Annotated in this window: 27 protein-coding genes and 1 pseudogene; 6 read left to right on the top strand and 22 right to left on the bottom strand. The window is 59.2% G+C overall.

Going from position 1 to position 23,018, the window contains the following annotated elements; translation table 11 throughout:
* Nucleotides 1-121 precede the first annotated feature (121 nt).
* The 14 genes from JMN22_RS13910 to JMN22_RS13845 form a co-directional block, all read right to left on the bottom strand.
* The gene (locus JMN22_RS13910; RefSeq protein WP_030139449.1) at nucleotides 122-628 is read right to left on the bottom strand and encodes a phage major tail tube protein; all 507 of its coding nucleotides are present in this window, start codon (nucleotides 626-628) and stop codon (nucleotides 122-124) included.
* Nucleotides 628-1,794 (bottom strand): tail protein, encoded by a 1,167-nt coding sequence (locus JMN22_RS13905; protein WP_039594427.1) that lies wholly within the window; start codon nucleotides 1,792-1,794, stop codon nucleotides 628-630. The genes JMN22_RS13910 and JMN22_RS13905 overlap by 1 nt, the downstream gene beginning before the upstream one ends.
* A 2-nt stretch (nucleotides 1,795-1,796) precedes the next feature.
* On the bottom strand, nucleotides 1,797-2,024 hold the full coding sequence (locus JMN22_RS13900; protein WP_198796361.1) for a hypothetical protein: 228 nt from the start codon (nucleotides 2,022-2,024) through the stop codon (nucleotides 1,797-1,799).
* Nucleotides 2,025-2,109: 85 nt separating this feature from the next.
* Entirely contained in the window at nucleotides 2,110-2,367 is a 258-nt protein-coding gene (locus tag JMN22_RS13895; RefSeq protein WP_198796360.1) for a tail fiber assembly protein, read from the bottom strand.
* Between the two features lie 9 nt (nucleotides 2,368-2,376).
* Nucleotides 2,377-2,997 (bottom strand): hypothetical protein, encoded by a 621-nt coding sequence (locus JMN22_RS13890; protein WP_198796359.1) that lies wholly within the window; start codon nucleotides 2,995-2,997, stop codon nucleotides 2,377-2,379.
* Nucleotides 2,998-3,021: 24 nt separating this feature from the next.
* The gene (locus JMN22_RS13885; protein ID WP_198796358.1) at nucleotides 3,022-3,552 is read right to left on the bottom strand and encodes a hypothetical protein; all 531 of its coding nucleotides are present in this window, start codon (nucleotides 3,550-3,552) and stop codon (nucleotides 3,022-3,024) included.
* Entirely contained in the window at nucleotides 3,549-4,193 is a 645-nt protein-coding gene (locus JMN22_RS13880) for a phage tail protein I (RefSeq protein ID WP_198796357.1), read from the bottom strand. Before JMN22_RS13880 ends, JMN22_RS13885 begins: the two co-directional genes overlap by 4 nt.
* A complete protein-coding gene (locus JMN22_RS13875; protein ID WP_030139455.1) occupies nucleotides 4,190-5,185 on the bottom strand; it encodes a baseplate J/gp47 family protein in 996 nt (331 codons plus the stop codon). The genes JMN22_RS13880 and JMN22_RS13875 overlap by 4 nt, the downstream gene beginning before the upstream one ends.
* Nucleotides 5,182-5,514, bottom strand: a complete 333-nt coding sequence (locus JMN22_RS13870) for a phage baseplate protein (RefSeq protein ID WP_030139456.1) — start codon at nucleotides 5,512-5,514, stop codon at nucleotides 5,182-5,184. The genes JMN22_RS13875 and JMN22_RS13870 overlap by 4 nt, the downstream gene beginning before the upstream one ends.
* Nucleotides 5,515-5,524: 10 nt before the next feature.
* The gene (locus tag JMN22_RS13865; RefSeq protein ID WP_030139457.1) at nucleotides 5,525-6,136 is read right to left on the bottom strand and encodes a phage baseplate assembly protein V; all 612 of its coding nucleotides are present in this window, start codon (nucleotides 6,134-6,136) and stop codon (nucleotides 5,525-5,527) included.
* A 3-nt stretch (nucleotides 6,137-6,139) separates the two neighbouring features.
* Nucleotides 6,140-6,652, bottom strand: coding sequence for a hypothetical protein (locus JMN22_RS13860; protein ID WP_030139458.1), 513 nt, complete (start codon nucleotides 6,650-6,652; stop codon nucleotides 6,140-6,142).
* 46 nt (nucleotides 6,653-6,698) lie between these two features.
* On the bottom strand, nucleotides 6,699-7,049 hold the full coding sequence (locus tag JMN22_RS13855; RefSeq protein ID WP_030139459.1) for a phage holin family protein: 351 nt from the start codon (nucleotides 7,047-7,049) through the stop codon (nucleotides 6,699-6,701).
* 130 nt (nucleotides 7,050-7,179) lie between these two features.
* Nucleotides 7,180-7,608 carry a hypothetical protein gene (locus JMN22_RS13850; protein ID WP_030139460.1) on the bottom strand — a complete coding sequence of 143 codons (429 nt, stop codon included), beginning with the start codon at nucleotides 7,606-7,608 and terminating at the stop codon, nucleotides 7,180-7,182.
* Nucleotides 7,609-8,142: 534 nt separating this feature from the next.
* Complete coding sequence (locus tag JMN22_RS13845) at nucleotides 8,143-8,877, bottom strand: LexA family transcriptional regulator (protein ID WP_030139461.1); 735 nt, start codon at nucleotides 8,875-8,877, stop codon at nucleotides 8,143-8,145.
* A gap of 537 nt (nucleotides 8,878-9,414) precedes the next feature.
* Between JMN22_RS13845 and JMN22_RS13840 the strand changes: the two are divergent.
* The 5 genes and pseudogenes from JMN22_RS13840 (at nucleotide 9,415) to fdxA (ending at nucleotide 14,235) form a co-directional block, all read left to right on the top strand.
* Nucleotides 9,415-9,767, top strand: a pseudogene (locus JMN22_RS13840) (DUF6124 family protein).
* Between the two features lie 252 nt (nucleotides 9,768-10,019).
* A complete protein-coding gene (locus JMN22_RS13835) occupies nucleotides 10,020-10,778 on the top strand; it encodes a zeta toxin family protein (protein ID WP_198796356.1) in 759 nt (252 codons plus the stop codon).
* On the top strand, nucleotides 10,775-10,942 hold the full coding sequence (locus tag JMN22_RS13830; RefSeq protein ID WP_186611217.1) for a hypothetical protein: 168 nt from the start codon (nucleotides 10,775-10,777) through the stop codon (nucleotides 10,940-10,942). The genes JMN22_RS13835 and JMN22_RS13830 overlap by 4 nt, the downstream gene beginning before the upstream one ends.
* A gap of 258 nt (nucleotides 10,943-11,200) precedes the next feature.
* Nucleotides 11,201-13,768 carry a DNA mismatch repair protein MutS gene (gene mutS, locus JMN22_RS13825; protein WP_198796355.1) on the top strand — a complete coding sequence of 856 codons (2,568 nt, stop codon included), beginning with the start codon at nucleotides 11,201-11,203 and terminating at the stop codon, nucleotides 13,766-13,768.
* 143 nt (nucleotides 13,769-13,911) lie between these two features.
* Nucleotides 13,912-14,235, top strand: coding sequence for a ferredoxin FdxA (gene fdxA, locus JMN22_RS13820; RefSeq protein ID WP_030139464.1), 324 nt, complete (start codon nucleotides 13,912-13,914; stop codon nucleotides 14,233-14,235).
* 488 nt (nucleotides 14,236-14,723) lie between these two features.
* On the opposite strand, the gene rpoS is transcribed toward fdxA, so the two are convergent.
* The 8 genes from rpoS to JMN22_RS13780 form a co-directional block, all read right to left on the bottom strand.
* A complete protein-coding gene (gene rpoS, locus JMN22_RS13815) occupies nucleotides 14,724-15,731 on the bottom strand; it encodes an RNA polymerase sigma factor RpoS (RefSeq protein WP_003198289.1) in 1,008 nt (335 codons plus the stop codon).
* Between the two features lie 106 nt (nucleotides 15,732-15,837).
* Complete coding sequence (locus JMN22_RS13810; RefSeq protein WP_198796354.1) at nucleotides 15,838-16,683, bottom strand: peptidoglycan DD-metalloendopeptidase family protein; 846 nt, start codon at nucleotides 16,681-16,683, stop codon at nucleotides 15,838-15,840.
* A gap of 226 nt (nucleotides 16,684-16,909) precedes the next feature.
* On the bottom strand, nucleotides 16,910-17,545 hold the full coding sequence (locus JMN22_RS13805; protein ID WP_198796386.1) for a protein-L-isoaspartate(D-aspartate) O-methyltransferase: 636 nt from the start codon (nucleotides 17,543-17,545) through the stop codon (nucleotides 16,910-16,912).
* A gap of 41 nt (nucleotides 17,546-17,586) precedes the next feature.
* Nucleotides 17,587-18,336: a 5'/3'-nucleotidase SurE gene (gene surE, locus JMN22_RS13800; protein ID WP_030139467.1), complete on the bottom strand. Its 750-nt coding sequence runs from the start codon at nucleotides 18,334-18,336 to the stop codon at nucleotides 17,587-17,589.
* Nucleotides 18,324-19,382, bottom strand: coding sequence for a tRNA pseudouridine(13) synthase TruD (gene truD, locus JMN22_RS13795; RefSeq protein WP_198796353.1), 1,059 nt, complete (start codon nucleotides 19,380-19,382; stop codon nucleotides 18,324-18,326). The genes surE and truD overlap by 13 nt, the downstream gene beginning before the upstream one ends.
* The gene (gene ispF, locus JMN22_RS13790; RefSeq protein ID WP_030139469.1) at nucleotides 19,379-19,852 is read right to left on the bottom strand and encodes a 2-C-methyl-D-erythritol 2,4-cyclodiphosphate synthase; all 474 of its coding nucleotides are present in this window, start codon (nucleotides 19,850-19,852) and stop codon (nucleotides 19,379-19,381) included. The genes truD and ispF overlap by 4 nt, the downstream gene beginning before the upstream one ends.
* A 43-nt stretch (nucleotides 19,853-19,895) precedes the next feature.
* On the bottom strand, nucleotides 19,896-20,741 hold the full coding sequence (gene fghA, locus JMN22_RS13785) for an S-formylglutathione hydrolase (protein ID WP_198796352.1): 846 nt from the start codon (nucleotides 20,739-20,741) through the stop codon (nucleotides 19,896-19,898).
* Between the two features lie 8 nt (nucleotides 20,742-20,749).
* Nucleotides 20,750-21,862: an S-(hydroxymethyl)glutathione dehydrogenase/class III alcohol dehydrogenase gene (locus tag JMN22_RS13780; protein WP_030139471.1), complete on the bottom strand. Its 1,113-nt coding sequence runs from the start codon at nucleotides 21,860-21,862 to the stop codon at nucleotides 20,750-20,752.
* A gap of 107 nt (nucleotides 21,863-21,969) precedes the next feature.
* On the opposite strand from JMN22_RS13780, the gene JMN22_RS13775 reads away from it, so the two are divergent.
* Nucleotides 21,970-22,866 (top strand): LysR substrate-binding domain-containing protein, encoded by an 897-nt coding sequence (locus JMN22_RS13775; protein ID WP_198796351.1) that lies wholly within the window; start codon nucleotides 21,970-21,972, stop codon nucleotides 22,864-22,866.
* Nucleotides 22,867-23,018 lie beyond the last annotated feature (152 nt).

Below are 23,018 nucleotides of genomic sequence, written 5' to 3'. Positions count from 1 at the left end.
CACCTGTGGGAGCGGGCTTGCTCGCGAAAGCGGTGTGTCAGTCAACATTGCTGTTGAAGCTGATGGCCTCTTCGCGAGCAAGCCCGCTCCCACAGGGACAGTGTCTAGCCGGCTGGTTTGTTTAAGGCAGCAACACCGCACGACGGGCATCGCCAAGAATGTCGACGCCGTTGAGCACGAACTTCTGGGTGCGCACGTCGATGTCGATCACCGGGACGCCGTTTTCCAGGCGGTTGTAGGTGCGGCAGGACAGCTCGAGGGTCGTGGTGGGCTTCTCGTTCATCTTCAACGCGGCTTCGTCGAGGGATTTCAACTTGCCGCCCACCGTGTGGTAGGTGAACCAGGTGTTGCCGTCCTGATCCTGGCCCGCTTCACGCACGTTCAGCAGAATGTCGTCGCCGACGCTCACGCCCAGGGCCAACATGATTTCCGGCCCGACGCCTTGCAGCACCAGCTTGGCCGTCAGCACCTTGCCGCCCTTGGCCATTTCCTCGCCGATGAAGCGGCCGCCACGCATCTCTTCCATTTCGAATTCGATCTTCGGCGGCGTGAATTCTTCCACGGTCGCCGACAGTGGCAGGCCTTGCAGGGTGGCCGCGATGGCCTGTCTTACGCGGTTGGTAAACATTAGAGAACGTCCTCCAGGAACTGCTCGATGATTTCATCGCGGGCATTGAGTTGATAAATCATGTGTTCGTTCGGCGCGTAGCGGCCGTAGTCGATGACCACGTACCAGGTGCCGTTCTTGTACTTCTCGACGCTGTTCAGTTCCGGATGCAGGTACACGCTGCCGCCAGGGATGGTTTCGTCGGCGACCAGGGTTTGCAGCCAGTCGTTGATGCGCTTGACCTCCTGGTCCATGAACGACTTGGTCAGGTTCTTGGCCATGGCTTTCTGGCCGGCCTTCACCAGCTTGCGGCTGATGGCATCTTCCAGGCCGACGTAGCTGATGAACTTGCCGGTGATGGAGCGGTTGCCCAGCAGCGAGAAGCCGCCGAGGATGGTGCGGGCGTAGTAGCTGACGCCGTAGCGGTTGAGCAGATCGCCTTCGGTGGAGGTGTCGAGAATGTTGTATTCGACAGTGCGCGAAACGTCCTCGGCGAAGGTCACCTGGTTGCCCGGGCTCTCCCACTGCTTGACCTTGGCGAGCGCGGCAATGGCCAGGCTCGACGGGGCCAGGAAGACGTTTTTCTTCGCGGCCTTGGAATACACCGCCGGCATGTTGTGCACCACCAGGCAACGATCGAAACCGAGGTCGGCGCCGCCCAGTTCCTGGCTATAGGTCACTTGATCAGCGACCGAGGCGTCCTTGCCATCCAGCACCACACGGGCCTTGATGCGCTTGCCGAACGACGCGAACTCTCCGGCCACGGCCTTGGTGCCGGTGAAGCCCGGCGCGCCGATGATGGTCAGGTCTTCCGCCACGCCACTCAATGCGGCCAGGCCCAACTTGCGCCCGGTCTGTGCCTCGATGCCGCCGATCACATTGTTCTGCGTGTCGGCCAGAGTCGCGCCTTCTTCGACGATGACCACATAGACCGGCACCTTGACCACCTTGAGAATCTGGTAGACCGCGTGGAACAACGTCCCCGCCTCGGCACCGGTCGGGTCCAACTGGGCCTGGGTGGTGAAGCTGTTGATGCGGAACGGGGTATTTTTCGGAATCAGCGGGTTGGCATTTGGCGCGGTGCCGACCAACCCGATGACGTTGTCCCCCAGGCCACCCATGGCCTCCGGGGATTCAGTGGCATTGACGGTGATGCCGTTGTGCTCGAAGTTCAAAACCTCAGCCATGGTTATTCAGCCTTTTTGGTGGTGGCCTTTAGGGCCTTGGTGATTGGGGTAGCTTGCGTGTCAGCAGCCGGCTCCTGCGTATTCAGGACGCTGGTCAGTTCGAGGCGACCGGCACTGCGCAGAGCGCTGGCCTCGACATCCAACAGGCCCAATGTCTGGCCGACGCTCGACCAATGGCCGCCGCCGGTAGGAAATGGCAGTAGCACGGTGTATTGCTTACGAATGGGCATCTACGGTCCCCCCAGATGCGAAAACACAAAAGCCCCATAGAGGGGCTCAATGCGGGCGAAAAAAAACCGCTCTCGCGGTCGTGGTTTACTTGACGAAATCTGGCAACACGGGCCAGAGCAGCCTGGACGGCTCCGCGTCCGTTTCGGGGATGTCTCGCAAGGCCTGGCGATAAGCCTTGATCTCGGCAAGCTGGGTTCCTGTTGCGGGGAAGTCTGGTAATTGAGTGAAATCCGTGTCTCGCAACAGTTGATTACGGCGCGTGCGAATGGCGGCCCACTCGATTTCAGGCGATGGTACGGCAAGTGGAATTTCGGGTATGTCATTGTTGGACAGATCAGACATGTTCGTTCCTTAGCTGAAAACAACGGTTTCGGCCAGCGACAACCTGGTGACCAAATCCCCAAGGTTGAACAACCGACCATTGCCCACACGCATGGTGTCAATGCGCACGGTGGTGTAATAAATGTTTGGAATGAGAATGCGCATGACAATATTGCCGTTTGTATCGACATAGACAGAAGGGGTCATGTTTCCAAACGTCGAAGCGTTTTGCAGAACTCGAGTGGGCTGATAGCAATACCCCACCAACGTTTCGTCGATTATTTTGGCTGTGCCGTAGCTGTACCCCTTGATGTTGAACCAGAACATCTCCGAATGAACATTGATGTTAAGCGGCACTTTGAAATGCATGTACACGTTGGCGCTGGCGCCCAGGTTGGTGGAGACGAAATCACCTTGCGCCGTTGCACCATAGACGCCGCCAGTCCCGTAGACGTGTCCCTGCAATACGTTGCGACGAATCGTGCCCAGGGCGCTTGGATCCCCTTCTACATCCTTCTGGCTTCGCCATTCGTTGAACTGCGTCAACGCCGTGGCCATGGTCGTATTGATAGTGCCAATTTTTCCATTGACCGTCGTGGTCAAGTTGTTGGCCGCTGATACCAGCGACGCGATAGTGGTTTCCAGACTCACATTCAGACTCCTTGTGCTATTTGATTATTTAGCTTCGAGCGCCATCACTCGAAACATCAGACCAACGTGCCGCGCCATGTTGTCGATATTGGCGGTAGCCAATGTGGCGATTTCTTCACTTAATAGAATGTTCAGGTTGTCGGACCCGACCACCACCGTGACGCTTTGCGCAGGCAACGGTGAAATATCCAGCGTGAACTTTTGCAATACTCGCGCGGCAGCGGCTTTGTAGGTCAGCAGCTTTCCAGCCACCGAATACACCGCCAACAGCGTGCCCGTGGAAAGATAGAAACCGAACTCGCCAATTTCATATTCATCCGGCCCTTCAAACAGAGCAGCCATTCGCAGTTGCCCTGGATCCAAGTCTTCGTAATCCACGATTGGCACACGTTGTCTTTCATTACGAAGCGCCGTTTCCGATCCATTGGGATCGTAGCGGGCGGTGCCGGCCCCGATGTGAGTGATCTCACCTTTCAAGCCTTGGTTTTTCGCCTGTAACACTTCGGCCAGGCCGGCGGAAGTGAAGCGAACCAAGCGCGTAATATCTTCTGTCATGGCTGCGCCCTGAGGTCGTAATCGTTAATGGTGTAGGGTTGGAAAAAGCCGGTGCTGACAAGCCGTATATCTAGGTCAATGGATGGCAACGCTCCGTCTAGGAACAGTTCCCCTTCGCTAATGGCCTCGTCTCCGGCTGCCGCCAGCATCAAACTGCCCTTCGTGTGATGTACAAAGGTGAAGGTGGCCTGGTCGCGTTCGCTCTTGGCGGCATTGATTCGCCGTATCAAGCGATTGTGATCGCCGCTCCACCAGCTGTGGCCGATGGCCGCTTGCACATCAAAGGTGTAGGGATGAGCAAGAGGCTGTTGCTCATACCAGGCAGTGACCTGAGGCGTGAAACCCATAGACTCGACGGCATGATTCAGCGCCTGACGCGTGCCGGCCCGCCGCTGGATCTGCCAGGACAACGAAACGGTCAAGCGTTTTTCCGGTTCATTGGCCTCCGCGTCCCATTCGCCGACCCCTCTATCCGCCGCCAGATACGGCAGGAACGCCAAAGGCGTTTCCTGCGGATTCATCAACTCCGGAAACGGCGGATCGATGCGCTCCAGCAATTGGGCAAACCCAAGATCCAGCGCCCGTTCCAACGGTGAGCTGTTGACCGGCAACAGGCCCGGGCGAGGTGTGTCGTCACTCATAACGTGTCCACCTCAACCTCGACGCCCGTGCAGTACGGGGCCTGGGAAGCACTCGTCACAATCGGCGCAAGCGGTTCGAGAATCTGCAGCTGAACCGCGCCGGCGCTGTGCAGCGTGTAGTCGATCCAGCTCGGGTCCACGCGACCTTCCAGGCGATGGCAGGCCTCGGCGTATTCCTGCAGTTGCTGCTGGGCGGCAACCTGGGTCAGGCCTGAGTCCGGCCCGGGATTGATCTTCGCCACGACGCGGATCTTGTAGTTCTTGATTTGCGCGGGTTGGACGATGACCCGATCGGTTTCCGGCCGTACATCCGGCCGGGCGAAATGCTCGCGGACGCGGTCGAGCAACGTTTCGGATGGCGTTCCATCGCCGTCGCGGGACAACACCGTGACCGTGACTTCGCCGGGCGCGGTGCGGCGTCCGTTGCCGTCCTTGATCTGCCCGGCGTAGCTGTCCGGGTCGAAGGTGTACGTGACCGTCACCACACCCGCCGAGGCGTTCTCGACTTTCACCACGGGACGTTGCCCCAGGGTGAAAATCTCCCGCCGATATTGCATGCGCGAACCCGCCGCCGGAGCGTGGGGCGCCAGATAATAGCGCAGCCGCGCATCGTCATCGCTCTCGTAGACCGGGGCGATGGGCGGGAACGCGGCCGGGTCGCCCGGGTCGAGCAACTGGCGTTCGAGCCCCATGTCCGCGAGGCGAGCGTCGAGGTTGGTGCCGGTGGCCCACCACGCCAACATCTGCTTGATGCGGGCGTTGTATTTGCGTTCGTGGGTTTGCAGCCGGACGCAGAACGCCTCGAGGGCCAGGGTCAGCAGTTCGCTTTCGTTCTCGAGGCTGTCCACCAGCTTGGCGGCGCTGGCGGGAGAGCGTGCGGCGACGTACTCGACCACGAAGGTCTTGAACTCGGCGAGCAAATCCTCGAACGCGTCGACGGTGACGATGGCCGGTTCGGCCAGTTGGTTCTGGCCAGGAATCAGCATGCTCATGTCACCACCTCGAACGTCTGCTTGCGGTTTTTCCAGGTGCCGGCGAAACGCAACAGCAAGCCGGCGCCTTGTCGATTGGCGACGATGACCTGCGGCTCGAAATCATCGATGCCGTTATGGGGGTTGTAGAACGCTTGGGCCGCGTGGCTCTGGGCGAGGATCAGCAGGTCGTCGCCGAGGTTCTGCCCGAGCAACTCGGTCAATGCGCAGCCATACAACGGACGCTTCTGGCGAGTGCCTAACGGCGTGGTAAGTGCGCGGGTGGCGCGCTGCACAAATTGCAGCCAGTCGTCGACCGTCGCGCCGGTGTTGCGATCGATTCCAATCATGGGAAATCCTTTATGCGGTACTGATGACGCGCCCCTGGTGATCCACCACCGGGCCGCTCAGGTGCACACCGGCGGCATCGAGGCGAATGCCGACGGCGCCCAGTTTTAGTTCGATGGTTTGCGGCGTCATCACCAGGCTTGATGGGCCAATGCTCAACCGGAGGGATTCGCGGGAACCGCTGAACGCCGCCGGGCCGTTCTGCCAGTGCAGGACATGGCTGGCGTGGTCGTAGCCGTTTTCCGTGCCGTCCTGATAGAGGCGACGCGTCAGCGAAGCCTGGGTCGAGACGGGCGGAAACTGACCGCCGTTAAGGCCGAACAAGGCGACCGCTTGGCCACCGCCGTCGCCGCCGCCATGGTTCAGCAACAGGCATTGCTCGCCCACGGACGGAATCCGCGACTCGCTCTGGGCGCCGGCGCTCGGGTTGAAGAAGCGGATCGCCGGCGTCAGCAGCCCGCCATGGCTGACTTTGCAGGTATTGCTGGCCGCGTCGACTTCCTGGCAAATGCCGATGCGGCAGAAACTCTCCGCACGTCGATGCAAGTCTTCCAATTCGGTTTCCATCTGCGCCAGACGTTCGATGATCGGCCCCAGATGCATCCGTAACAGCGCATCAAACATGGCTCATCCCTCGAGTGCGGTGTATTGGTCCGGGTCGTCGATGTTCGAAACTTCCCAGGTGCGGGCAAACTTCGCAATACCGAGCGGGTCATCCAACAGCGTCGGCCCGAGGTACAGGGTCTGGCTGAAGGAAAGGGTCCAGGCGGTGTATTGCCGCGCCGGGTGGATGAACGTGGACGGGAGGCTATCGAGCTCCGTCGGCAGATCGCATTGATCGCCGGACAGCCCCCAGCGGTTATCCATGACCAGATGCTTCAGCTCTGCGGCCAAGTCGCAGGCGTCCCATCCTGGAACGGCCATGACCACTTGCAGGGAAACCGTCAGGACATGGGCGATACGCCCGTCGTTGGCACGCTGGCCGGGGGCATCGCGCTCAATGGCGATCAGCACCCAGGGTTGATCGTCGGTGCCGTCGAACTCCTGGGGACTGCCGACTTTCAAGGCGGGATAAATGGCGCGCAGCGTCTGGGCAATGGCGAAGAACAGTTGCGATGGTTTTTCGAGGACGGCAGGCATCAAGGCCTCCTTTATTCATGGCGGCACGAAGATCACCAGCAAGGGATCAATGTGGGTCGGAACGGGAATCGCGCGGCGGCAGTTCACTCACGCCCATCCGCTTGGCGGCCCAGCGTTCGTAAAGCCCGATGGCCACATCCGCGCCGGCCATGGCCGTCAGGCAACCGAAGGCGCCCGCAGCCCAGATCGACAGGCCCATGGCGTACAACAGCATGATCGCCGAGACGCCACAGATCATGCAGGCACCGGAACGCAGCGCCAGGCGACGCAGCAGCGACCAACCACGGGCGCCCTCTTTATCGGCACGCCACATCTCGCCAGTCACCCCGCCCACCAGGGCGAGCACGATGACCAGCCAGATCGGCATGTCCAGCAACGCTTGTTGCTCGTTTGTCATGTCTCGTTTCCTGGGGTGATTTAGTTTGGGCGGGTAAGTTGTGTGAGGTTGAATGAGATGTGGGTCGGTGCAACGCATTAGGTTGCTAGGAGCGGCGTTCAAGCTTTGTCTAGGTAATTCAGGGCTGTCATCACTTTGGCGCAGCGCAAGTCGCGCCTTTGTAAGCCATGGTGTAGGTGTAGTGCCTGTCCCAAGACAGCGGTAGCGCACTGGGTGCGGCCCATTCCGCGTAGTTACCCGACATCGAACCAGCGACAGCTAACTTACCCATGGCAATGGTCGCGAGATTGTTGGCGCTCCCTGCACCCGGCATTGGCACACTCCCATTCCATTGGAGATCGTCCCCGTTCTGGAACCATGCGCCCTTCCAGCCAGCCTGCGAACTCGAGTACCAGGTATTGTCTGCTTTGAAACAGATCGTTTGGTTGGCATAAAAACCACCGCCCGGAACATGGTAGTAGGCGAATTGCCAGGAACCGACAGGAGAGGTTTCAGCACTTGCGTTAAGGGACTGGAAGGCCAGGACAGCTACGACCAGCACACTGAAAAAGGTTTTCATCAGTTACATCCTTTTAGATAGGTAAGTTTTTTAAATCACTTTTTTATCTGGGCATCTCCTTGGTTTCACGGATGAGCGCATGGAAATGCCCTGCCTGTTTGAAGCACCTCACGGCACAGGCATTCCAAAAAGCCCGGTCGCCCAGGCTTTTCAGTAATGCGCTTGATCTTTCGGCGCGACTGGCGCGGTACGGATCCATTCAAATTGTTCCTCCGGCCGCGGTCCCTGCCCGCCGGATAACTGCTTCTGGTGCTTTACGCTGCACACCCGGGCCAGTTGCCAACCCTTTGAACCGTTAAGGCCGGTTCATCGCTGCCTGTTGGTGGAACTAAAGAGCTTCGTTGCCAGCCGCTTTGTCGAGCGGCTTGGACACAGAATATGCATGGATGCATATACAGTCAATGCATAAATGCATTTATTTATGCACATGAAATGCGCAAATGCATGAAGGCCTTGTGGGCACGGTGGTTTCGGGTTTTCAGGAGGCGAAAAAAAAACCCGCACGACGGCGGGTTTTATCTGACAGCGGAAGGGTTAGCGGGCGTACATGCCCCACCAGAAGACGTGACCGAGGATGACGATCTGCTCGTCCTGCATTTCCTGGAAGGTGTAGTCCTCATCCGGATGCTCATCGCGGTTGAAGCTGCGCAGGCGGATGCCGGTGGGCAGGCGATAAAGCTGCTTCACCCGCAGTTGGCCGTTGTGGTTGATGGCGTAGAGGTCACCGTCGACGATGTCGCCGATCCCGCATTTACCGGCATTCACCCCAACCGTGGCGCCGTCGCGCAGCACTGGCAACATGCTGTTGCCGCGTACCGTCACGCATTTGGCCTGGTCGAACTGCACGCCGTTGTGGCGCAGGCTGCGCTTGCCGAAACGCAGGCTGGAGCGCTCGCTTTCCTCAATGACGAATCTTCCTGATCCAGCAGCCAATTCAACCTCACGCAGAAAAGGAACGGACACCTCGTCTTCCTCGACGGGCGTGTCGTCGTCCCAAAGGCTTATGTCCTTGAGTTCAGAATGCGGCTCGTCGCGGCGGCTGTTGCCGGCGGGCACAACATCGGCGCGCCCGCGCAACTGGTCGGTGCTCACGGCGAAATATTCGGCGATCTTCGAGATGTGTTTATCCGAAGGATCGACGATCTTGCCGCTGAGGATCCGCGAGAGGGTGGACTGAGGCACGCCGGTACGCCGGTGAAGCTCCGTGGGGGAGATCCCGTGCTGATCGAGCAATGCTCTTAATACGGTAGAAACGTTGCGTTTTTGCATAACGCGCATAATGCTTGTTCTTTTCGCGGAAGACAAATGCTGATTTGCATAAATCGTTAATACACCTCACGAAGCTTGGTTAGATGCATTTGTGGCGAGGGAGCTTGCTCCCGCTGGGCTGCGCAGCAGACCCTTTTTTTATGAGCGCTTCGCACTCATCCCTCGCCACGGAATTCGTCCTACAAACCTTTGGGAAAAGCTTCATAGCCGTCCTTCAGATGCGCAACACAAGGCTACGTCAACTTGCGCCTCTGCCTACAACTACGCCAGAATCCGCCGGCTTGTGCGCCTTGGATCCCATCGGTACTTTTGATCTCGTCACTGCCTATCAGTGATCGGGTTTAGTCGCTCGGTATTCCAAGGTGCTCATTGCTCCCTTCAGTCAGGTATCCCTACTCCTGCATTTGATGGTAGCTGTGCGCAGGGCGCCCTCGGGCGCGCCGGTTCCTTGGATCCCCGGTCGACTAACCTGCGTACAGCTGCCGCCCCCTCGTTTAGTCGCGAGTGAGTGGTGGCTCAACCTCAAGGATCCATAGAATGCCGAAGCACACACCGAATCCCCCTAACGAACACGTCTCCCGCACCCAATCGGCCAACGCCAAGAAACTCGACGACGCGGCCACCCGCGCCCTGGACTACTACCTCAAGCCGAAAACCGACAAAGAAACCGCTGACACACCCGACACCCTTTTCATCATCGCCCCAACATCGACGCCGAATGCCTGCTCGCCAACCTCAGCGAAACCCTGGCCTCGGCCAACGCCATGGTCAGCGACCTGGCATTCGACCTGAAGGGCTCGCGACGGAATATCTTGCTGGGGGTTCAACAGATGATCGAGCTGAGCCAGTTGTTGGCGAATCGGGCGTTGGATGTGGTTGAGGTGAGGTAAACAAGTCCCATTAAGCAGAAACATAAATGGCCGTATGTATAGCCATAGTGTTCACTCAAGAAAACGAAGAGCTTGTTGGGGGAGTTCGCTCCGCTGGGCTTGGGAGCCCTCCTTTTTTGTGTGCACTCCGCACTCAAGCAGAAGCAGGCTCCCTCGCCACCGCTTCACCGACTTCCATCATGGACAGCACTGGACACTAATAGGTCGCTTGAGTCCGGGTCAAACACAGGAATATTAAAAAGGATTTGATTAATGACGGAGGATGCCAACACTCGCAATCAGGAAGTGGCTTTAGCAGATCGAACCGTTTATGAATACGCATTGCGCTTCGCTCGATCCAATAAAAAAGCAATCGCAAAACGACTTACAAATAAGGAGCTTTATCCGCCAGAAGAAGCGCCGGTATCAGTTTTCATGGCGGGTTCCCCTGGCGCAGGTAAAACCGAGGCCTCAATAGCTTTGGTGAATCTCTTTGCGGATACCGCCATCCTACGGATAGATGCTGATGAGCTGCGAAGTGAGTTTCCAGCTTATGCGGGAACAAATTCGTGGCTTTTTCAGGGTGGGGTTTCGATTCTGGTCGACAAAATCCTCGATTTCGCATTGGATCAAAGGCAATCGTTTATCCTTGACGGGACGTTTTCCAACATAGATGTTGCAAGACGGAACGTCGACCGCTCATTGAAAAAAGGCCGATTCATACAAATTTTGTATGTCTATCAATCGCCTGTGCTTGCCTGGGGGTTCGTCAACGCTCGTGAGGCGGCCGAGGGTAGGAGGATTCACAAAGAGCATTTCATCCAGCAATACTTCGCGGCACGTGACGTCGTGAACGCGCTTAAGCTAGAGTATCAAGGTGATGTCCATGTAGATCTGTTGCTCAAACATATCGACAATTCGGGACGACTTTACAAGGCTGGTGTCGATAAGATTGACTACCATATCCCTGAGCAACACACGCGGGCGGACCTAGAGGCCATGCTCGGAGCACCATCAGGAGGGCACCTATGATTTCGATCAAGCTTGGCTTGTCCAAAGGAACCAAGAGCACCTTCGCCGATTTTATTCGTAACGCGAAATCGGACCAAAAGAAGCGTGTTTATAGCGAGGTTTTGACGGAGGCTACCAAGCAGCAAAACCTAGTCATGATGCAGGCCGAGGCGAAACGAGCCTGATGCCAAGACTGAAACGAAGCCCGACCATGTGTCGGGCTTTTTGTTGCCTGGTTTCATACCTCAGGCATATTTCTGCGCCGCATGTAGAAGCGATATCGGAAGGCAGAAGCCCAGCTTCACCAACATCGAAGCACTCATCCCTGGGTAGCACCAGACCGCCCATGTTAACCTTGCGCCCATCGCGGAAAAGCCGGGCCAATGCCCCTCCTTTTGCCTACACACTTCAACGAGCTTTGCCTGACACCCATGAATACAGCCGTGAACGACCTGTCCTCCCACACGCCGATGATGCAGCAATACTGGCGCCTGAAGAACCAGCACCCCGATCAGCTGATGTTCTACCGCATGGGCGACTTCTACGAGATCTTCTACGAGGACGCGAAGAAGGCCGCCAAGCTGCTGGACATCACCCTGACGGCGCGTGGGCAGTCGGCGGGCATGGCGATTCCGATGTGTGGGATTCCTTACCACGCAGCGGAAGGTTACCTGGCGAAACTGGTCAAGCTTGGCGAGTCCGTGGTGATCTGCGAACAAGTCGGCGACCCGGCCACCAGCAAAGGCCCAGTGGAACGCCAAGTCGTGCGGATCATCACCCCGGGTACGGTCAGTGACGAAGCCTTGCTGGACGAGCGCCGGGACAACCTCATTGCCGCGGTCTTGGGCGACGAGCGGCTGTTTGGCCTGGCCGTGCTGGACATCACCAGCGGCAATTTCTCGGTGCTGGAAATCAAGGGCTGGGAAAACCTGCTGGCGGAGCTGGAGCGGGTCAACCCGGTGGAGCTGTTGATTCCTGATGATTGGCCCAAGGACCTGCCGGCGGAAAAACGCCGTGGCGTACGTCGGCGGGCGCCGTGGGATTTCGAGCGCGACTCGGCGCTGAAAAGTCTCTGCCAGCAGTTTTCCACCCAGGACCTGAAGGGCTTCGGTTGCGAGAACCTGACCCTGGCCATCGGCGCGGCCGGTTGCCTGCTGGCCTACGCCAAGGAAACCCAGCGCACCGCCCTGCCCCACTTGCGCAGCCTGCGTCACGAACGCCTGGATGACACGGTGGTGCTGGACGGCGCGAGCCGACGCAACCTGGAGCTGGACACCAACCTGGCCGGTGGGCGCGACAACACCTTGCAATCGGTGGTCGATCGCTGCCAGACCGCCATGGGCAGCCGTCTGCTGACCCGCTGGTTGAACCGTCCGCTGCGGGACCTGACAGTACTGACAGCGCGCCAGTCCTCCATTACCTGCCTGCTGGACCGTTATCGCTTCGAACAATTGCAACCGCAGCTCAAGGAAATCGGCGACATCGAGCGGATCCTCGCTCGTATCGGCCTGCGCAACGCCCGTCCCCGCGACTTGGCGCGCCTGCGCGATGCTCTCGGCGCGTTGCCCGAACTGCAAGTCGCAATGACCGACCTCGAAGCGCCGCACCTGCAACAACTGGCGCGCATCACCAGCACCTACCCGGAGCTGGCCGCGCTGCTGGAAAAAGCCATTATCGACAACCCGCCCGCGGTGATCCGTGACGGTGGCGTGCTGAAAACCGGCTACGACGCCGAGCTCGACGAGTTGCAATCGCTGAGCGAGAACGCCGGCCAGTTCCTGATCGACCTCGAAGCCCGGGAAAAAGCCCGTACCGGCCTGGCCAACCTCAAGGTCGGCTACAACCGCATCCACGGCTATTTCATCGAACTGCCGAGCAAGCAGGCCGAGCAAGCCCCAGCCGACTACATTCGCCGCCAGACCCTCAAGGGCGCCGAGCGTTTCATCACCCCCGAGCTCAAGGCGTTCGAAGACAAGGCGCTGTCGGCCAAGAGCCGCGCCCTGGCCCGGGAAAAGATGCTCTACGAAGCGCTGCTTGAAGACCTGATCAGCCAACTGCCGCCGTTGCAGGACACCGCCGCCGCCCTGGCGGAACTGGACGTGCTGAGCAACCTGGCCGAACGCGCGCTCAACCTGGACCTCAACTGCCCGCGCTTCGTCAGCGAGCCGTGCATGCGCATCAGCCAGGGTCGTCACCCGGTGGTCGAGCAAGTCTTGACAACGCCGTTCGTGGCCAACGACCTGAGCCTGGACGACAATACGCGCATGCTGGTGATCACCGGTCCGAACATGGGCGGTAAATCCACCTACATGCGCCAGACCGCGTTGATCGTGCTGCTGGCCCACATCGGTAGCTTCGTCCCGGCGGCCAGCTGCGAATTGTCGTTGGTAGACCGCATCTTCACCCGGATCGGCTCCAGCGATGACTTGGCCGGTGGTCGTTCGACGTTCATGGTGGAAATGAGTGAAACCGCGAACATCCTGCACAACGCCACCGAGCGCAGCCTGGTGCTGATGGACGAAGTCGGTCGCGGCACCAGCACCTTCGACGGCTTGTCCCTGGCTTGGGCTGCGGCAGAACGTCTCGCCCAGTTGCGGGCCTACACGCTGTTCGCCACGCACTACTTCGAATTGACGGTGCTGCCGGAGAGCCAACCGCTGGTGGCCAACGTGCACCTCAACGCCACCGAGCACAACGAACGCATTGTGTTCCTGCACCATGTCCTGCCCGGCCCGGCGAGTCAGAGCTACGGATTGGCGGTGGCGCAGTTGGCCGGCGTGCCAAGCGACGTGATCAGCCGCGCCCGCGAGCACCTGAGCCGCCTGGAAACCACCAGCCTGCCCCACGAAGCACCGCGCCCGACCAAAGGCAAACCGGCCGCGCCGCAGCAAAGCGATCTGTTCGCCAGCCTGCCGCATCCGGTGCTCGATGAACTGGCCAAGCTCGATCTGGATGACCTGACACCACGCCGTGCACTCGAATTGCTTTATACATTGAAGACACGGATCTAACACACAGGCTTTCAAGCTGTTAGAATCGCGCGCGGTTTGGGATGCTGCTGCCTATTAGCCTGGGTTTGCAGACTATCGCTCCCAAACCCCGCGACCCCCACCGTGAAGGGGGTTCGCCGCAGCCGCCTGAGGAGAAATTAGAAATGACCTTCGTCGTCACCGACAACTGCATCAAGTGCAAGTACACCGACTGCGTAGAAGTGTGTCCGGTGGACTGCTTTTACGAAGGGCCGAACTTCCTGGTCATTCACCCGGACGAGTGCATCGACTGCGCGCTGTGTGAACCGGAATGCCCGGCGAATGCCATTTTCTCGGAAGACGAAGTGCCGGCCGGCATGGAGAACTTCATCGAGCTGAACGCTGAACTGGCGGACATCTGGCCGAACATCACCGAGAAGAAAGACGCCCTGCCGGACGCCGAAGAGTGGGACGGCAAGACTGGCAAGATCGCAGACCTCGAGCGCTGATCTTTCCGGCGTCACCAAAAGGCCCGTTGCGGGCCTTTTTGCTGCTTGGATCCAAATCGCAGGCATAAAAAAGGGGCGGTTTGACCCGCCCACATTTTTTCCCTAATCCCTTTAATCCTTTTCATCGTCCTGATGAATCGCGTCCTGCGATGTCCTTCCGTTCCCATCGTCCATGACGGGTGTGTCTGTCCGTCGACACAGGACTGATATTAGTGTTTTCCGAGGAGAGTGCAACGCGGCTGATACAGGTGGCTGACTTTGTCACACTAACTTCATCAGATAATTTTCTTTATAAATCAGTCAGATATAAAAATATCACAGCGTTTATAGCGGTCTATCCCGGCGACGGGAAACCGATCGCTTACGCAACACTAGGCAAAGGCTTACAAACTGAAACTACAAAATGGGTACGACCGAAAGATCACACTTACCCAGAAACGCAAAAGCCCCGAACCGGTCGGGGCTTTCTCTCCTGCGCTTGCTGAGTGTTACTGAAACAACGACTCGCTCGACAGGCCATTCTTCTCCAGAATCTCCCGAAGACGCTTGAGGCCTTCAACCTGGATCTGCCTGACCCGCTCACGGGTCAACCCAATCTCCAGCCCGACATCCTCCAGCGTGCTGCTTTCATGCCCGCGCAAGCCGAAGCGGCGAATCACCACTTCCCGTTGCTTGTCGGTCAGCTCCGAAAGCCACTGGTCGATGCTCTGGGACAGATCGTCATCCTGGAGCAACTCGCACGGGTCAGTCGGGCGATCGTCGGTAAGGGTATCCAGCAAGGTCTTATCCGAGTCTGGCCCCAGGGAAACGTCCACCGAGGAAACTCGCTCGTTCAGCCCCAGCATGCGCTTGACCTCGCCCACCGGTTTTTCCAACAGGTTGGCGATCTCTTCGGGGGAAGGTTCGTGGTCGAGCTTCTGGGTCAGTTCACGGGCAGCCCGCAGGTAGACATTCAGCTCCTTGACCACATGGATCGGCAGCCGGATGGTCCGGGTCTGGTTCATGATCGCCCGTTCGATGGTCTGGCGAATCCACCAGGTCGCATAGGTCGAGAAACGGAAGCCGCGCTCGGGGTCGAATTTCTCGACCGCGCGAATCAGTCCCAGGTTGCCCTCTTCGATCAGGTCCAGCAGCGAAAGCCCACGGTTGACGTAGCGTCGGGCGATTTTCACCACCAGGCGCAGGTTGCTTTCAATCATGCGTTTTCGACCGGCCGGGTCGCCACTTTGCGACAACCGCGCAAAATGAACTTCTTCCTCGGGGGAGAGCAGCGGCGAGAAACCGATTTCGTTGAGGTACAACTGAGTGGCGTCCAGCGCCCGGGTGTAATCGATGTACTTATGTTGTTTAAGTGAAGCGGAGTGTTTGGATTTGGCACGAACGGAAGGTGGAGTCGCCCCTTCATCATTCGACATCGAATCCATAGCGATGCCGGTCTCCATCAGGAGAACCTCATCGTCGATGTCAAACTCCGGCACTTCTTTACTGAGAGCCATTGTTATAGTCCTTTGGTGAGTTCGACCTCAAGCTCGAGCGACGCCTTTATCCTTGGCAACGCTGGAGCCTGTTCCCTCTACGTGACGGAACAGGCTGACATGCAAATCAACGACGTGGCAGGAATTGCAGCGGATCTACAGGCTTACCTTGTCGGCGAATCTCAAAATGCAGTTTCACCCGGTCTGTACCCGTCGATCCCATTTCGGCAATTGTCTGCCCGACCTTGACCTGCTGCCCCTCCCGAACCAACAGCCTGCGGTTGTGACCGTAGGCACTGACGTAGGTATCGCTGTGTTTGATGATCACGAGTTCGCCGTAGCCCCTCAAACCACTCCCGGCGTACACAACCGTGCCATCAGACGCGGCAAAAACAGGCTGTCCCAAATCCCCGGCGATATCAATTCCTTTATTCAAACTACCGTTTGAAGAGAATTTTCCAATGAGAACGCCATTAGAAGGCCATCCCCAGCCAGTCGGGGCGGGGCCTGCCGGAGGCATCGGAGCGGGTGCCGGTTTGTTCGCGACGGACGGTACAGTCGCCGTTCCAGCAGTGGCCGGACGACGAATAACGGTGGTTTTGCTCGAGGACGAAGGGGTCGAACCCGACTGCGTGACGACCGCCGTTGGCGTTGAACCGCTGCGACCGTCAAAGCGAATTGTCTGACCTGGGTGAATCGTATAAGGCGCAGGAATGTTGTTCCGAGCCGCGAGGGCTTTGTAGTCCCAGCCGTAGCGAAAAGCGATGGAAAACAACGTATCGCCGCGACGGACTACATACTGGCCGGTCGTGACTGTAGGCCGTTGCGGTGTCGCGTTGTTGCGATCGACCACCCGGACGTTACCCGAAGGCGTACTGGAACAACCGACCAGCAAGGTACTCAAGAAAAGGCCAGTCACCAGGCGCTTAAAGCTCGTGATACCCATACGCTGCGCAATGACTGTGAGACTCACCCGCCGCTCCCTTTGTGGTGGCTGAAGATATTGAAAACTGCCTGTCCAGGCAGACATGTTGCCCCGTGGCTGGCCGATACCGTGCTTCTATAAAGGAAGCTCGAGGCACCGCCGCACACGTTTGCTCGACGCTGTTGAACGCCGTTTGGCAATTCGGCGCTGGACTGATCCGTGCAGCTGTAAGACACAGCACGGGCCGCGGAATTCAGCGCCCGGTTATAAATGCTCAGGCCAACGGCCCATTGAGCAGCGGCACGAAACGCACCGCTCCAAGGACGTGTCGCGAGAAGCCGTGTTCTTCGCGCACGATCAACATCAATTGCTGGACTTCGCCCGAGCCCACCGGAATGACCAGTCGCCCACCGGGAGCGAGCTGATCCAGCAAGGCCTGGGGTACGTCGGTAGCGACCGCCGTCACGATGATGCCGTTATAAGGCGCCAGGGCCGGCCAACCTTCCCACCCATCGCCCCAGCGAAATACCACGTTGCGCAGGTTCAATTCCACCAGGCGTTCCTTGGCGCGATCCTGCAGCACCTTGATCCGCTCCACGGAGAACACCCGCTCGACCAACTGCGACAACACTGCGGTCTGGTAGCCCGAGCCCGTGCCGATCTCCAGCACTTTGTCCAGCGACCCCGCCTCCAGCAGCAACTCGCTCATGCGAGCGACCATATAAGGCTGGGAAATGGTCTGGTTGTGGCCAATCGGCAATGCGGTGTCTTCGTAAGCGCGATGGGCCAGGGCCTCATCGACGAACAAATGCCGTGGCGTGCGTCGGATCACTTCCAGGACCTGGGCGTTGGACAGGCCTTCTTCGTAAAGCCGCTGGATCAATCGCTCCCGCGTGCGCTGGGAGGTCATGCCGATGCCTCGGCGCAGCATATCGTCTTGTTCACGCGCCATCAGTGCAGCCCCTCCAGCCAGCCATCAAGATGCCTGAAGGCTTCGTTGAAGGTTCGATCGAGCTGCAAGGGCGTGATCGAGACATAGCCTTGCATCACGGCATGGAAGTCCGTGCCGGGCCCGCCATCTTCGGCGTCGCCGGCCGCGGCGATCCAGTAGCCAGCCTTGCCGCGCGGGTCGACGACATGCATCGGCTTGGCGGCGCGGGCACGGTGGCCCAGGCGAGTGAGCTGGATGCCACGAATGTGATCGAGCGGCAAGTTCGGAATGTTCACGTTCAGTACCGTGCGCGGCGGCAGGTCCAGTTCACCGTGGGCCTCTACCAGTTTGCGGGCAAAGTAGGCGGCGGTGGGCAAGTTGTCGACCTGCCGTGAAACAAACGAAAAGGCAAAGGACGTCTGGTTCAGGAAACGACCTTCCAAGGCTGCGGCGACCGTGCCTGAATACAGCACATCGTCGCCCAGGTTGGCCCCCAGATTTATACCTGAGACCACCATGTCCGGCTCGCGCTCCAACAGGCCGTTCAGGCCAAGGTGTACGCAATCGGTTGGCGTACCGTTGAGACTGATGAAGCCGTTGTCCAGATAGCACGGGTGCAGCGGACGGTCGAGCGTCAGCGAGCTGCTGGCGCCGCTTTTGTCCTGGTCCGGGGCGATCACCACGCACTCGGCAAAATCCGCCAGCGCAGCATAAAGCGCGGCAAGGCCGGGCGCTGTCACCCCGTCGTCGTTAGAAATCAGAATACGCATGGGCTGTCCGTCTGCCCCACCGGCACCAGATCGACGAGTTCGCGCACCAAGACAGTGGCGAAGCATCCGGCCGGCAGGACGAATTCCAGTTGCAGAATGTCAGGCTCGGGATAATGCCACGACAGCCCGCCAATGGGCAGTCGCAGGATGCGACGTTCGTGACTCATTCCCGCGTTTATCAACCAATCTCGAAGGTCAGCCTCGCCTTGGGCAACCGCCTGTTCCAGCTCGAAAATATCTCCGGCGGCGGGCGAAGGTCCCTCGCCCCACTGCGGTCCAGTGGGATGCAGGTCGAGAATCGCCAGGCGCGGATCGCTGCATTCGGCCTCCCCGGCCGGAAAGAAGCTACGGCTGTCGGTGAATGCCAGCAAGTCGCCTACCCGGGCTTGTTGCCAGGTACCGTCGGCCACCCGGGCCGCCAGCACTTTGTTGAACAGGAAGCTGCGCGCCGTCGACAACAGCCGCGAACGTACGTTGCGCTGTTCCGGCAAAGCCTTGCGTGCAGCCCAGGCGCGGGCATCGACCACGTTTCCGCCATCGTGGCCAAAGCGCTGGGCGCCGAAATAATTGGGGATCCCCTCTTGCACAATCTGCTGCAGACGCGCGTCGATGGCGTCCTTGTCGCCTTTGAACTGGGTCAGGCGCAAGGTAAAGCCGTTGGCCGAGTGTGCGCCGCGCTGCAGCTTGCGCCGGTGGCGAGCGGTCTTGAGGATTTTCAAGGTGTCGTTCTCTGCCGCCGACAAATCCGGATCAGCCTTGCCGGGCAATTGCACGCTGAACCACTGACGGGTCAGTGCCTGACGATCCTTGAGCCCGGCGTAGCTGACGGTACGCAGTGGCACGCCGGCGGCCTTGGCGATACGCCGGGCAGCCTCTTCGGTGTTCAAGCCACGTTTTTCCACCCAGATCCAGAGATGCTCGCCGTCGCCGGTCAACGGGATGTCGAGCACTTCATCGACCTGGAAATCCTCAGCGCTGGCCTTGAGTACCGCGCTGCCCAACGACTCACCATGGGCCCGTGGCCCCAACAGTTCCAATTCGGTCATGGGCGCAGCAACAAGGCAACGGAATGGACGGCAATACCTTCTTCGCGACCGACAAAGCCAAGCTTCTCGGTAGTGGTGGCTTTCACGTTCACTTGGTCCAGCTCAACTTGGAGATCCTCGGCAATCAACTGGCGCATCGCTTCGATGTGCGGAGCCATTTTGGGGGCTTGGGCAACAATGGTGTTATCGACGTTGCCGACTTTCCAGCCCTTGGCGTGGATCAACGAAACCACATGGCGCAGCAGCACGCGGCTGTCGGCACCCTTGAATTGCGGGTCGGTGTCGGGGAAGTGCTTGCCGATATCGCCCAAGGCAGCCGCGCCGAGCAGTGCGTCGCTCAAGGCGTGCAGCAGGACATCACCGTCAGAATGCGCGAGCAGCCCGAAGCCGTGTGCGATCCGCACGCCGCCCAGAGTAATGAAGTCGCCTTCAGTGAAACGGTGAACATCGTAGCCGTGGCCAATACGCATAAAAAAACGCCCCGATTTTTGTCAGGGCGTGATTCTACCTGCATTAGGCGTTTAGAGCGCGTGCATGATGTTGTAAGTGTTCACCGATGAAACTGGCGATGAAGAAATAGCTGTGGTCATAGCCCGGTTGCAGGCGCAGTTCCAATGGATGGCCGGCCGCTTTCGCCGCTTGCTGCAAGGCCTCGGGCTTGAGTTGGTTGGCGAGGAAGTCATCGCGATCGCCCTGGTCCACCAGCAGCGGCAGCTTTTCGCCCGCCTCGGCGATCAACGCGCACGCATCCCACTCGCGCCATTTCGAGCGATCTTCCCCAAGGTAGCGAGAAAACGCTTTCTGCCCCCATGGGCAGTCCATCGGATTGTTGATCGGCGAAAAGGCCGACACCGAACGGTAACGCCCAGGGTTGCGCAAGGCGCACACAAGTGCGCCATGACCGCCCATGGAATGACCGCTGATGCCACGTTTATCCGAAGCCGGGAAATGCGCTTCGACCAATGTCGGCAATTCCTGCACGACGTAGTCATGCATCCGATAGTGCCGCGCCCAAGGATCCTGCGTGGCGTTCAGATAGAACCCCGCCCCCAGGCCGAAGTCCCACGCACCGTCCGGATCGCCCGGCACGTCGGCGCCACGGGGGCTGGTGTCGGGCGCGACGATGATCAGCCCCAGCTCGGCGGCCATGCGCTGGGCACCGGCCTTTTGCATGAAGTTCTCGTCGGTGCAGGTCAGCCCGGACAGCCAATACAGCACCGGAAGCTTGCCGCCCTGCTCGGCTTGCGGCGGCAGGTACACGGCAAACACCATGTCACAACCGAGCACTTCGGAACGGTGCCGGTAACGCTTATGCCAGCCGCCGAAGCTTTTCTGGCAAGAGATGTTTTCCAGACTCATGACCGACCTCAGAAATGGATAACGGTACGGATGCTCTTGCCTTCGTGCATCAGGTCGAACGCCTTGTTGATGTCTTCCAGGCCCATGGTGTGGGTGATGAAAGTGTCCAGCGGAATCTCGCCCTTTTCGGCCATGTCCACATAGCTCGGCAACTCAGTGCGACCGCGCACGCCGCCAAACGCCGAACCACGCCAGACGCGCCCGGTCACCAGTTGGAATGGACGGGTGGCAATCTCCTGGCCGGCCCCGGCCACGCCGATGATCACCGACTCGCCCCAGCCCTTGTGGCAGCACTCCAGCGCGGCACGCATCAACTGGACATTGCCGATGCATTCGAAGGAAAAGTCCACGCCGCCGTCCGTCATGTCGACGATGACTTCCTGGATCGGACGGTCGAAGTCTTTCGGGTTGACGCAATCAGTGGCGCCCAGCTGTTTGGCGATTTCGAATTTGGCCGGGTTGATGTCGATGGCGATGATGCGCGCGGCCTTGGCCTTCACGGCGCCAATCACGGCCGAAAGGCCGATGCCGCCCAGGCCGAAGATCGCCACAGTGTCACCCGGCTTGACCTTGGCGGTGTTCAGCACAGCGCCGATACCCGTGGTGACGCCACAACCCAGCAGGCAGACCTTTTCCAGCGGCGCTTCTTTTGGAATCTTCGCAACGGAGATTTCCGGCAGCACGGTGTACTCAGAGAACGTCGAGGTGCCCATGTAGTGGAAAATCGTCTCGCCCTTGTAGGAAAAGCGCGACGTACCGTCCGGCATCAAGCCTTTGCCCTGGGTGGCGCGAATAGCCTGGCAGAGGTTGGTCTTGCCCGACTTGCAGAATTTGCACTGGCCGCACTCCGGCGTGTACAGCGGAATCACATGGTCGCCCACCGCCACCGACGTCACGCCTTCGCCGATGGCCTCGACAATGGCGCCGCCTTCGTGGCCGAGGATCGACGGAAAAATCCCTTCCGGGTCGGCGCCCGACAGGGTGTAGGCATCGGTGTGGCAGACACCGGAAGCCACCACGCGCAACAGCACTTCGCCCGCCTTGGGCATGGCCACGTCGACCTCGACGATTTCCAGGGGTTTCTTGGCCTCGAAGGCAACGGCGGCGCGTGACTTGATCATCCGGATACTCCAGCAAATAAAAACGAGACAAGGAGTGTAATCCGCCACCAGACGATGAATAATCCGGCTAAAAGCAAAACATTATTGCCATACAGGGATAATCCTCCATGTCGGATAACCGCTGGGAAGGTATCGACGAGTTTGTGGCCGTGGCCGAATGCAGCCAATTCACCGCCGCCGCGGAACGGCTCGGGGTTTCGTCTTCCCATATCAGCCGACAAATCGTACGGCTTGAAGAGCGTCTACAGACACGACTGCTCTACCGCAGCACCCGCCGTGTGACGTTGACCGAAGCCGGGCAAATCTTTTTGCAGCACTGCCAGCGCCTCCAGGATGGACGCGAGGAAGCACTGCGGGCCGTCGGCGACCTGACCAGCGAGCCCAAGGGCATGCTGCGCATGACCTGTGCCGTGGCTTACGGCGAACGGTTTATCGTGCCGTTGGTGACGCGATTCATGGGCCTATATCCGCAATTGCGGGTGGACATAGAATTGAGCAATCGCCAGTTGGACCTCGTCCACGAAGGCCTGGACCTGGCGATTCGCCTCGGCCGCCTGCAGGACTCACGCTTGGTCGCCGCACGCCTGGCACCGCGACGCATGTACCTTTGCGCTTCGCCCTCCTACCTGGAACGTTATGGTCGCCCCCACAGCTTGTCGGAACTGAGCCGCCACAACTGCCTGATCGGCAGTTCCGACATGTGGCAACTGGAGCAGAACGGGCGGGAATTTTCCCAGCGAGTACAGGGAAACTGGCGCTGTAACAGTGGGCAGGCAGTGCTTGATGCGGCGCTGCAAGGCGTGGGTTTGTGCCAGTTGCCGGACTATTACGTGCTGGAGCATTTGAACAGCGGTGCGTTGATTTCGCTGCTGGAGGCTCATCAGCCACCGAATACGGCGGTGTGGGCGTTGTACCCGCAGCAACGGCATCTGTCGCCGAAAGTGCGCAAGTTAGTGGATTTTTTGAAGGATGGGTTGGCTGAGCGGCCTGAATATCGGGGTTAATCGGAGTTCTTCGTTGCCTCGGGTGACGCCATCGCGAGCAAGCTCGCTCCCACAGGGGTTGTCGTCGAATGATAGTCCAGTTTCACACCGGTCCAATGTGGGAGCGAGCTTGCGCGCGCTGGCGCCGGCCCAGACAATGACGATCCAACGAG

This window comes from Pseudomonas sp. HB05 (assembly GCF_016756915.1).
In the GTDB taxonomy this organism is placed as follows: domain Bacteria; phylum Pseudomonadota; class Gammaproteobacteria; order Pseudomonadales; family Pseudomonadaceae; genus Aquipseudomonas; species Aquipseudomonas alvandae.
This window is presented reverse-complemented; position numbering and strand designations above follow the sequence as displayed.